Annotated in this window: 6 protein-coding genes; 5 read left to right on the forward strand and 1 reads right to left on the reverse strand. The window is 64.9% G+C overall.

All coding sequences use genetic code 11. The annotated features are described in order from the left end of the window. Nucleotides 1-150 precede the first annotated feature (150 nt). From ACFVYA_RS31675 to ACFVYA_RS31685, 3 genes are all read left to right on the forward strand, one after another. The gene (locus ACFVYA_RS31675; protein WP_387050210.1) at nt 151-6087 is read left to right on the forward strand and encodes a PA14 domain-containing protein; all 5937 of its coding nucleotides are present in this window, start codon (nt 151-153) and stop codon (nt 6085-6087) included. Continuing rightward, the gene (locus ACFVYA_RS31680; protein WP_387050212.1) at nt 6084-6293 is read left to right on the forward strand and encodes a hypothetical protein; all 210 of its coding nucleotides are present in this window, start codon (nt 6084-6086) and stop codon (nt 6291-6293) included. The genes ACFVYA_RS31675 and ACFVYA_RS31680 overlap by 4 nt, the downstream gene beginning before the upstream one ends. A gap of 577 nt (nt 6294-6870) precedes the next feature. Beyond that, the gene (locus tag ACFVYA_RS31685; RefSeq protein WP_387050223.1) at nt 6871-7524 is read left to right on the forward strand and encodes a TetR/AcrR family transcriptional regulator; all 654 of its coding nucleotides are present in this window, start codon (nt 6871-6873) and stop codon (nt 7522-7524) included. Nucleotides 7525-7575: 51 nt separating this feature from the next. Here the strand turns inward: ACFVYA_RS31685 and ACFVYA_RS31690 are convergent, their stop codons facing one another. Then, nucleotides 7576-8823 (reverse strand): cytochrome P450, encoded by a 1248-nt coding sequence (locus ACFVYA_RS31690; RefSeq protein WP_387050214.1) that lies wholly within the window; start codon nt 8821-8823, stop codon nt 7576-7578. A gap of 386 nt (nt 8824-9209) precedes the next feature. Between ACFVYA_RS31690 and ACFVYA_RS31695 the strand changes: the two genes are divergently transcribed. Both ACFVYA_RS31695 and ACFVYA_RS31700 read left to right on the forward strand, forming a co-directional pair. After that, nucleotides 9210-10595 (forward strand): FAD-binding protein, encoded by a 1386-nt coding sequence (locus ACFVYA_RS31695; RefSeq protein WP_387050216.1) that lies wholly within the window; start codon nt 9210-9212, stop codon nt 10593-10595. Between the two features lie 84 nt (nt 10596-10679). Continuing rightward, nucleotides 10680-11423 carry a thioesterase II family protein gene (locus ACFVYA_RS31700; protein WP_387050218.1) on the forward strand — a complete coding sequence of 248 codons (744 nt, stop codon included), beginning with the start codon at nt 10680-10682 and terminating at the stop codon, nt 11421-11423. Nucleotides 11424-11662 lie beyond the last annotated feature (239 nt).

An 11662-nucleotide genomic window follows, 5' to 3' on the forward strand; every position in this document is an offset into this window, starting at 1 on the left:
AGGCCGGTAGACCCGCGTGACGTCGGGCTTCTGCCGCCTGCGCAGCCGGTACCGGTCGCGTCGACGGCGCCGTCCGAGGCGGATTTCGCCGCTCAGAGCCGGTTGGACGGAGGTGCGGGAGCGCACTTCGATCCGCAGCGGTCGAGGCCCGTGTCGCGGTCGATGTTCGCCACCGAGTACGTCAACGTCGATGGCACGCATTCGGTGCGGCAGTCGACCCAGCCGCTGAACGTTCAGGACGGCGCCGGGAACTGGCAGCCGGTCCAGACCACGCTCGAGACTGATCCCGCAACCAAGCGCGCCGACGTCGACCACCATCCGCTCAGCCCTTCGCTGGCCACCAAAGCCAACGACGCGGAGGTGCTTCAGGTCGAGTCCAGCGGCCACACCGCGGGGCTGGCGTTCGACCAGGCTGCGCCGACGTCAGCGGTGGTGAAGGGTGACTCGGTCACCTACCCCGACGTCGCCACCGGGACCGACCTGGACTACGAGATCACCCCGGGCGCGGTCAAGGAATCCATCAAGCTCAAGAGGCCGCCGGCCGCTGGCCGGTCGTCCTGGCGGTTCAAGCTCACTGCCAGGGATCTGACACCGAAACTCGAGAAAAACGGGTCGGTGACCTTGGCGGATCACGCTGGTGAGGCGAAGTTCGTGCTGCCGCCGATCGAGACCTGGGACTCCACGGGTGGCGGTGTGACGGCGCCGGCGATGACCGGCGGCACCTACACCCTCGACAAGGCCGGCAACGACTGGTGGCTCACCGTCGCCGTCGACGCCAATTGGCTGCGGGACCCCAAGCGGGTGTATCCGGTGTTTGTGGACCCGACGGTGACGTTTGGAGTGCAGTACTCCTTCGCTTACCGCTCGGACGGCACCAACTGCACCAACTGCGGACTGAGGGTCGGCAACAGCCAGGCCAGCGGGGACACCTACAACCGGTCGGTGGCGCATTTCGACTATTCGCCGTTGTGGGGCAAGACCGTCGTGGGCGCGACTGTGGACGTCACCCGCAATACCAGCGTGGTCGGGTCGGTGAAGACCTGGAACACGAACCTCTATCACGCATCGAACAACGACTTCAACGGTGTCGGCCCGTTCCTGGCCAGCGCGCTGGTCGGGGACGTGGGCTCGTTCTCCAGCCAGGCCTTCACGGACTTCCTGCGAGCCCGGGTCAACGCCCGCGACGACAACGTGTCGTTCATGCTGATCGGCGCGGAAAATGCGGGCACGTGGACGTACAAGAACCTCAACGCCACCCTCACCGTCGACACCGGCACCCCGGCTCCAGCGACGACACTGGTGGCGCCGGCTGATGGGACGGTGTCGACGTCGCTGACGCCGACCTTGTCGGTCGCGCCGGTGACGGACCCGGACGGCGATGCGGTGAAGTACTGCTTCCGGATAGCGACCGGTGCCGACGGCAAGTCCGGTGTCGTGGTCGAGTCCGGGTGCCTGAGCACGCCGACATGGACGGTGCCGGCGGGGGTTTTGCAGGACGGGGTCGCCTACACCTGGCAGGCGATGACCTACAGCGGCGCCACCACGATCACCCCGACCTGGATCGGCCACCTCAAGATCGACCAGCGGATCGGCAACCACGGTCCCTCACCGGTCGATACTGCGGGGCCGGTGAGTGTCAACCTGGCCAACGGCAACGTGTCCACCGCCGAGCAGACGCCGTCGTTCACCACCGTCGGCGGTAACGCGGGCCTGTCTTTCACCTACAACTCGCAGCAGGTGGAGAACAAGGGCCTCAAGGCGTCCTACTTCGCCGACCTGTCGCACAACGGAATCATCAACGACGCGCAGCAGCCGGTGCTGGTGCGGCCCGAGCCGCAGGTGAACGTCGACTGGGGTACGGATTCGCCGTTCGCGCCGGCGTTGCCCGCGGACTGGTTCGTGGTCCGTTGGGAGGGGTTCTTCCAGGCCCCAGTGACCGGGACCTACCAGTTCGCCGGGGTGCATGACGACGGTGGCACGGTGTGGATCAACAACGCCAAGGTCTACGAGGTCAACAACGCCAGTGACTTGAACTGGACGCAGTCGACGAATGTCTCGCTGACGGCGGGGCAGCGGGTGCCGATCAAGGTGGAGAACGCCGAGGCGATGGGCGCGGCGAAGATGCGCCTGTTCGTCCGCACCACCGACAACACCACGGTCGCCCCGCAGATCGTGCCCGCCGATTGGTTGTTCACTTCGGACCTGCCGGTGCTGCCTCAGGGCTGGACGCTGTCGGCGGATCTGGATGGTGACGGGTCGAGCTATACCGAGGCCAAGGTGACCGATCAGAACATCGTGCTGACCGACGCCTCCGGCGCCAAGCACACCTGGACCAAGAAGAGCACCGGCGGCTACGCCGCACCGGACAACGAAAACGGGATCATCGCGCTCGACACCGCGGGCAAGGTCACCCTCAACGAGGGCACCGCCGTGTTCGTGTTCCGCCCCGACGGCAAATTGGAAAGTCAGTCGAGCGTCCTCGACAGCCGTAAACCGGCGAGCCTGCAGTACGTCTACGACGGGACGCCGTCGCGGCTGCGGGAGATCAAGGACCCGGTCTCGCAGCGTTCGCACGTGCTGCACTACAACCGACCAGGCGATGACTGCTACGGCAGTGTCACCCCGCCGCCCGGCGCAGCGACGCTCCCGCCGTCACAGATGCTGTGCCGGATCACCTACTGGGACGGCACCGAGACGCGCCTTTGGTATTTCGGAACGGGATCGCTCCAGCTGGGGCGGATCGAGGACCCGGGTTCGGAGATCACCGACTACGGCTACAACGCCCAGGGTCTGCTCGGCGCAACGCGCGACAGCCTGGCCAACGAGTGGATCGCCGCCGACCCCGCGAACCGTCAGGCCAACGCGGGCGACCTGATCACGTCAATCGGTTACGACACCGCGGGCAAGCCGAAGGTCACCGGGGTCACCTTGCCACCACCCGCCGTCGGCCAGCCGCATCCCGGCCGGGCGTACCGCTACGACCCGGCCAACCGGCAGACCTTCGTCGACGTCCTCGGCCTCAACCCGGCCATCGGGTTCTCCTCGAAGGTCACCTACGACGACGCCGATCGCACACTGTCCACCACGGACGCAACCGGCAAGGTCGCCAGTAGGACCTGGAACGTCAAAGACCAGCCGCTGAGTTCGACCGATCCGGCCGGTCGGGTGTCGACCACGGTCTACGACTACGCCGACCGTCCGGTCGTCAAGTACGGGCCAGCTCCGGCTTCCTGCTTCAGCGGGCAGACCCCGACGGCGGCTTGCGCCGCGACGGTGCCCCGCACCAGCACTGGGTATGACGAAGGGATGAAGGGCCTGTCGGCGGCGTACTACGACAACTTGAGCCTGACCGGTGTACCGAAAGTTCTCGCCACGGGTATCGGGACGGCAGACGGCACGGTCAAGAGCGGGTGGGAGTACAGCAATGACGTCACCCCCGGCCTCTCCAGCGACGGGTTCTCGCTGCGGCTGACCGGCGAGATCGCGTTCCCGGCCTCCGGGGACTACACGTTGCGTGCCTTCGTCGACGACGGCATCCGCATGTGGATCGATGACCAGCTCGTCATGGACTACTGGCAGATCAGCAACGCCACCGAGCGTCAGGCCACCGTTCACAGCGACACCCCGGGCCAGGTCAAGAAGATCCGTATCGACTATTACGACAACGGCGGCTACGCCAAACTCGACTTGAACTGGACCACTCCCAGTGGCACCCAGGAACTCGTCCCCGGCACTCAGCTGCACCCGCGTTACGGACTGACCACGTCGACTACGACCTCCGAGTCCGACGGGGTTCCCGACAAGGTCACCACCACCCAGTTCGGCCAGAACGGCGTCGATCCGGTTTACGGCTTGGCGACGAGCACCACGACCGGTTCGGGTGGAACCCAGGTGACCAGCGCGACCACCTACGAGACGCCGGGTACGGGCTATCAGCGCGAATTGTCCAGGACAGCGCCCAGTGGTGCGGCGGCGACGACGGTGCACTACGGGGACACCGAGACCCGGGCCAACCCGTGTGTCGCCGGCAGTCCGGCGGTCAACCAGGGTGGCATGACCCGGTCGAACACCACCGCCACACCGGCGACCGGTGCCGCGCGCACCAGGGAGCTGGTCTACGATGCCTCGGGACGTGTCGTGGCCGATGCCACGTCAGGGGACTGGACATGCACGACCTATGACGCTCGCAGCCGCGTCGTGGCGATCAAGGTTCCGGCCAATGCGACCGCCGGCGAACGGACCGTGACGAAGAACTACGCGGTCGGCGGCGACCCGTTGGTCACGTCGATCACCGACGCCGCCGGGACGGTCACCACCGGGACTGACTTCCTCGGTCGCACGGTTTCCTACACCGACGTCCACGGAACCCGCACCGAAACCACCTACGACCTGGCCGGCCGCGTCGTCCAGGAGAAGGTCGTCCCGCCCAACGCCGCCGACCCGGCTCAGGTCACCACCTACACCTACGACGACGCCGGCCGCCTGCTGGCCGTCAAGCTGGGCAGTACCGTGTTGGCCACCTCGACCTACGACGCCGCGGGTGAGCCTGCCACCGTCAGCTACGCCAACGGAGCTTCGCTCAGCGCCATCGGCAAGGACGCCGCCGGCCGGGCCACTTCGCTGACGTGGACGACGAGTGACAACAAGTCCGTCGTTTCCCAGGTCGCCCGGACCAGGGCCGGCACCATCACCGACGAGTCCCTCGCCGGCACCGATGCTCGTCCGGACGGGCCGAACTACCTTTATGACGCGGCCGGGAGGATGACCGAGGCGTACGTGACCGGGCACCACTACACGTACGACTTCACGTCGACGGCGCCGTCGACGTGCCCCGCAGGATCGCGCGGCAACGCCGGGCTCAACACCAACCGGGTGCGGCTGCTCGACCAGACAGGCAGCGGCACGGCGGAAACCGGCTACTGCTACGACAACGCCGACCGGCTCCTGGCCACCACGGGTGCCACCGCGGTTGCCGGCCTCACCTACGACTCGCACGGCAACACCACCCAATACACCGTGGGTGGAGCCACGACGTCGCTCGGCTGGGATGCGGCCGATCGCAACCTGACCGCGCGGACCACCGGAACCGATCCGGCCGACGTCGGCTACGTCCGTGACGCCACGGACCGGATCGTCCGCCGGACCACCACGCAGGGCGACGCGGGCAGTGACGTCCTGATCGGCTACACCTCGAGCGGTGACACCGCCGACCTCACGCTCGGCACCGACAAGCGGATTCTGACCCGGACCCTCAGTCTTCCCGGTGGTGTTCTCTACACCGTGCCCGGCGGGACGGGTGGCACCGTGGTCTGGGACTTGCCGAACGTCCGCGGCGATATCGTTCTGACCTGCGACAGCACGGGAAAGCAGGCTGGTCCTCTTCGCGTGTACACGCCCTACGGCGAGCCCCTCGACCCCGCCGGAACGGTCAACCCCGACGCTGTGCCGGACAACCAGCCGGGCCAGGCCGACTACGGATGGCTCGGCCAGTACCAGCGTCCTTACGAACACGCGGGTGCGCTGTCGCTGGTGCAGATGGGAGCGCGGCCGTACAGCCCGCTGCTGGGCCGGTTCCTCTCGGTCGATCCGGTCGAGGGCGGTTCGGCGAATGACTACGACTACGTCCTCGCCGACCCCATCAACCGGTTGGACCTCAACGGTCAATGGTGGTCGTGGCTGCCCAAGGCGGTCACCAACTTCGTCGACAACCATGCCTCCACCCTCATTTCAATCGGGGTCGGTATCGCCGCGGGAATCGCCGCGGGCGCGATTTGTGCCGGGACAGCAGGGTTCGGGTGTGTCGTCATCGCCGGCGCGATCATCGGCGCGGCCGGCAACGGCGCGGCTCAGACAGCTCTGGCGTCGGCACGTCACGAGCCGGTGACACCGCGTAGGATCTTCGGCTGGATGGCATCGGGTGCTGTCGGTGGCGCTCGGGCCGGCTTTATGGGACGGCTGGGGTACTCGGGCCTGGGTTACGCCCGCCAGGCGTGGCGGTTCCGCCTCAACGGCGCCAAGTGGAGCCACCATGCCAAGGTAAGCTGGCACCTGGCCAGGACCCGGCACAATTGGAGGTTCTTCAGGTGAGTGGTGCGCTGGTGAAGCGAGCTGCGAACGTGGCCGTCGCGCTGGCCATCATGTGGGGTGCCTGTTTTCTGATGACCTTGCCGTTCGGTCTCAGTGATCTCGGGTTTTCCCTGATCTTCGCGACTGCACTGACAGCGGTGACCGTCCTCCTGGTCGGTGTCGGACGGCTGATCAAGCGAGGCTGGGACGCGCTGAAGAGGCGATAAGCAGCCCCGGTGTTCGTCGCCGAACCCGTTGAATCGGGCAGAGGGTGCCGAGGGACGCTCGCAACCTCTGCCCGATTGACATTTTCGCGGTGCCGTGCTGACCACCACGAACCCGGCCGCTCGTGCCAGTAGACCGAAACATCGATCACCGGACAGACCAACATCGGGTAGCAGGTGTCGCTGCAGCCATTGCGTGTGGCATCAGCGTCGTGTGCGTGGTCGGTGACGCATTCGCGCTGGCTGCCCAGGTAGCAGGCAGTGCTGGCTTGCCCAACTTGTCAGTGGGTTGATCCAAGCCCAGATCCACTAGGGCGTCCTCGGTGCGATCCGGGCCAGCCGAGCAAAGGCAGCCAGGACGCGCGCGGTCGTGTGGTTTGTCGGAAGGACATGCCAGGGTGGCCCGGGTTGGACGGCACCCCGGTCTGATGGAGGATGGGAGCCGACATGGTAGGTCGCTCGGAGTGGTCAGGCGATCGAAGGAAAGCGTCCCTCATGATTTTGCCGATAAATGCAAGCTAATCCGAGCTAGCGTGCAGTTCGGATACGATCACGTACACAAGATGAGAGGGGCGTGCGTGTGACCGTCGACCGCGATGTTACCTTGCGAGCTGACGCGCGCCGCAATCGAGACAAGATCATCAATGCTGCACGCGCCATTTTTGCCAGCAGTGGCCTAGAATCGCCGATGGAGGAGATCGCTCGTACCGCCGGAGTCGGCGTCGGCACACTCTACCGCCGCTTTCCGGATCGGGAAGCCCTGATCAAGGCCGTCGCTGTGGAGAGCTTTGAACGTGTCCTCTCCGACGCGAAGGCCGCGGCCGCGGCGGAGCCGACTGCATGGGAGGCTCTCGTGTGGCTAATGCGGCACTCGGTCGAGTTGCAATTGAGCATCCAGTTGGCGATGGTGTCGCCGAGGGTAAGGGAAATACTCAAGACGGACTCACAGGTCCGCGAGCATCGTGCCCAGTTGATCGACCTCCTGGGGGAGTTGGTGTGTCGCGCACAAGAAGAGGGCACGCTCCGGACCGACGTCGGAGCCGGTGACATCGCGATGATGTGCGCGATGTCGCTGCGTCAGATGCACGCCAAATCGGCGGAAACAGCCCGACTCGGGGCGACTCGATGCATCGCGATCATGATCGACGGACTCCGAACGCGCGACGGCGCTCCGCTGCCGGGACACCCGCTCACGGGTGACGACCTCGATGTGCCCAATGTGGGCGATCGATAGCGCGTCAGCCTTGTCAAGGCCCGCTAGCCGGCTCGTTCTGGTACGGAACTTTCATTCCACGGTGCGGACAGTGGCGAACGGTCCACGCTGTGGCCGCATCATGGCCAGGCTGACCGGGCGGAGATCGACGGTATCGAGATCGAGTTCGGTGCGAGCGAGCACTCGTTCCAACAGGACTGCCAACTCCGTGGTGGCGAACACGGCGCCGACGCAGCGGTGTGGCCCGCCGCCGAAGGGAAGATATTCGTGCAGTGCGGGTTTACGGTGGCCAGGCCGGTTCGGGTCCCAGCGCAGGGGCTCGAACCGGAGCGGATCCTCCCACAGTTCCGGTAGCCGATGAGTGACGTATGGGCTAATCACAATTGTGCTACTCGCGGCCACATGCGTGTCGTGGAAGTCGAAGGCGGTTGCCGCCCGCCGGGGGATGACTGCGCCGGGAGGGTGCAGTCGCAGCGTTTCCGACACAACACCGTCCAAGTAGCGCCACGTCCCGTCCGTGCTGTCCTCGCGGGCCTGCTTCCAGCGGTCGGGCTCGGCTAGCAGTTCGTAGGCTGCCCAGGCGCTGGCTGCGCTGGTCGTTTCGTAACCGGCGGCGATCAAGCTAATCACTTGGTCGACGATCTCGGTGTCGGTCAGTCGGGAGTTGTCGTCATCACGCGCTGCGACCAAGGCGCTGAGAACGTCGTGGCCATCGACATCGGGCTCCCGACGACGGTGCTCTATCTCTGTGATAATTCGCTGTGCCACTACTTCCCGGCCTGCGATCGCTCGGCGCCATGCCGGACTGCCTAGACGTTGCAACTGCTGCCACGGAGGTTGCCGATGGGCTACCTTGAGCGCGTCCTCCAGTAGTCTGCCGAGCTCGGGCTCGTCGGCGGCCAAGCGTGCTCCGAACAAGATCTCAATCGTGCTGCGGCGAATCACCCGACCCAGCTGCTGATAGAGGTCGATGACCTGGCCGGGGCGCCAGGAGTCGATCGCGGCATCGGCGTGACGGCGCATCGTGGCGGCGTAGTCCCGGATACGGCGCTGCCCGAATGCTGGTGTGACAAGCCGTCGGAGGCGCTGGTGTTGCTCACCGTCGCTGACTATCAGCGCATTCTCGCCATCGACGGCCATCAAGGACTGGAAAGCCTCCCGCCAGCGGAAGAGCTGAGAGTTCGCCAGGACGAAGCGGTTGGCTTCCGGGCCGAGCATATAGGTGTAACGCAGTGGACCGACGCCGAGCGTGCACACCGGCCCGAACCTGCGATAGATGCCCATGATCCCCTGATGGGGATTCCTGGCGAGTTCAGTCATGCTTCGCCATGCATCGATTCTCATCGGCGACATGCCGTGGCTCCGTTCCGGTGCGTGCCGATTACTCCATCGCAGTCCTCCGGACAGCCGCTGATAAGCAGGTCCAGCCACAAGGGCGAGCGTGGGCGAGCCGCAACCGGTTCAACGCTTGACATCAGTCGACCCCCCAGTCATGACGAGACCGCGTACGTGCGTTGCTCGTGAAGGCGACGGTATCACCGCCACACTCGTGCGGTCGTCACGTCAAGGTGTGAGGTGAACATCACACTAAATGCCTGGTGGGCTGTACCGCTCGACGGCTTGCACGTCGCCGAGCGGGTTGCCCCGGCTGGCGTGGTCGGTCAACCTTTCGGCGAACGAGCCGACTCGACCGGTACCATGCCGTCGTGCACACTTCGACCGCTAACACTTTGCCCGTTGCACGACGCAAGCTGACCGGCTGGGGGCGCACTGCGCCGACCACAGCCGATGTGTTGCGTACGGAGAATCTCGATCTGATCGTCCGCGCGGTTCGTGAGGCTGGTCGGCGCGGAGTGATCGCCCGTGGGCTGGGGCGTTCGTACGGCGATCCTGCGCAGAACGCCGGCGGTCTCGTGCTCGACATGTCCGGGCTGCGGCGCATTCACTCGATCGATGCGGACACCGGCCTGGCCACGCTCGACGCCGGGGTGGACCTTGATCAGTTGATGCGTGCAGCGTTGCCCTTCGGCTTGTGGGTGCCGGCGCTACCGGGAACCCGGCAGGTGACCGTGGGGGGTGCGATCGCGTCCGACATCCACGGCAAGAACCACCACACCGCCGGTAGTTTTGGCAACCACGTGGTGTCGATGGACTTGCTCACGGCCGATGGCGAGGTCCGCACCTTGACTCCAGACGGCCCGCAGTCGGAGTTGTTCTGGTGCACGGTCGGTGGCATGGGGCTGACCGGGGTGATCCTTCGGGTGACAATCCGGATGACCAAGACCGAGACCGCTTACTTCATCGCCGACCACGACCGCACGGAGAGCCTGGAAGAGACGGTCGCCTTCTTCTCCGATGGTTCCGACGCCAACTACGGCTACTCGGCCGCGTGGTTCGACGTCATGTCCACCGGAGCCAAGCTGGGGCGCGCCGCCATCGGACGTGCCTCGTTGGCGAAGCTGGATGAGTTGCCGAAAAAACTGCGGGCGAACCCGTTGAAGTTCGACGCACCGCAGCTGATGAAAGTGCCCGACATCTTCCCCAGCGGTGCGGCAATGAACAAACTCTCCTTTGCCGCGCTTGGCGAGTTCTACTACTACACCACCCCGAAGCGAGGAAGGGGTAAGGTGCAAAACCTCACTGCCTTCTACCATCCTTTGGACTTGTTCGGGGAGTGGAACCGTGCGTACGGAGCGAAGGGCTTCCTGCAATACCAATTTATTGTTCCTTTTGGCGAGGAAGCCAAATTCTGCGACTTGATTCGTCACATCTCGAAATCCGGCCAGTATTCCGCCTTGAATGTCTTCAAGCGATTTGGCGACGGTAATCGTGCACCCATGTCTTTTCCGGCTCCCGGTTGGACGATCGCGGTCGATTTTCCGATCAAGGCCGGGCTAGACCGCCTTTGCATCGATTTGGACGAACGAGTGCTCGACATGGGCGGTCGGCTTTACCTCGCCAAGGAATCCCGCGCGTCGGCGGAAACCATTCGGCAGATGTATCCGCGACTCGAAGAGTGGCGCAAGGTTCGTCAGTCTGTTGATCCGGAGGGCGTGTTCGCCTCCGATATGAGCCGACGGCTCGAACTCTGACGTGGGTGAACAGTCGGACCGTACTGACGTCCCGCGGGTCCGATGGCAGGAAGGGTTCCGGTTGTCGTTGCGGGTTCGGCTGTCGTGACAGGTAACGACGCGGCGTCGTGGGTGCGGGTGTTCCATCCCAATCCGGACGCTGCACTCCGCATCGTCTGTTTTCCGCACGCCGGCGGGGCCGCGCCCTTCTTTCACTCGTTGTCCCAGGCGCTCTCGGGTGATTTCGAAGTGCTGTCCTTGCAGTATCCAGGGCGGCAAGATCGGCGATCGGAACCGTTTATCGACGACATCCACGTGTTGGCGGATCGAGTCGCGAAGGTGCTGTGCCGCTGGACTGACCGGCCCCTGATCTTCTTCGGGCACAGCATGGGTGCCACCTTGGCTTATGAAACCGCTTTGCGTCTCGAACCAGTCGGGGCCGGGCCGACCGCGCTGTTTGTCTCGAGCCGACGTTCACCTAATGCGGTTCCGGTCGAACTCGTCCATCTTCGTGACGACCGAGGGTTGCTGGATGAAGTCAAAGGGCTGAGCGGAACCGAATCTTGGATGTTCGACGATCCCGAGATCGTCGAAATGATTCTACCGGTGTTGCGCAACGATTACCGCGCAGTGGAGACGTATCGCCATCGTCCACACCGCCCCCTGGCTTGCCCGATATTTGCTCTGGTTGGCGACCGTGACCCGAAGGTTGCGGTCGACGATATGCGGGACTGGAGAAATTTCAGCGCCGCGGGATTCGAATTGAATGTATTTCCTGGGGGCCATTTCTACCTCACGGACAACCAAGAGGCCGTCGTTCAGCTCCTTTCCAGGGTGGCCAAGGCTTGATGTGGCGGGCTGGGTTCGGATACGTTCGATCGCGGGGCGGATGACAGGTCGCCCCAAGTTGGTTGATGTACGACGACCTGGCCGCTAGTGTGGCGACTGCGCCAACCAGGGAGGGAACTCGCGCGAGCAGCTGTGCAAACGGTGTTCGGCCCCGTGCTCGATGACGAGCTGAACCGGTGGTCTTGAGCCGCCGGCATTCGTATCGAGGGGGAGGGCGATCATGGCACGCGCAGACGATG

The sequence above is a fragment of the Amycolatopsis sp. NPDC058278 genome (assembly GCF_042881395.1).
Taxonomy (GTDB): domain Bacteria; phylum Actinomycetota; class Actinomycetes; order Mycobacteriales; family Pseudonocardiaceae; genus Amycolatopsis.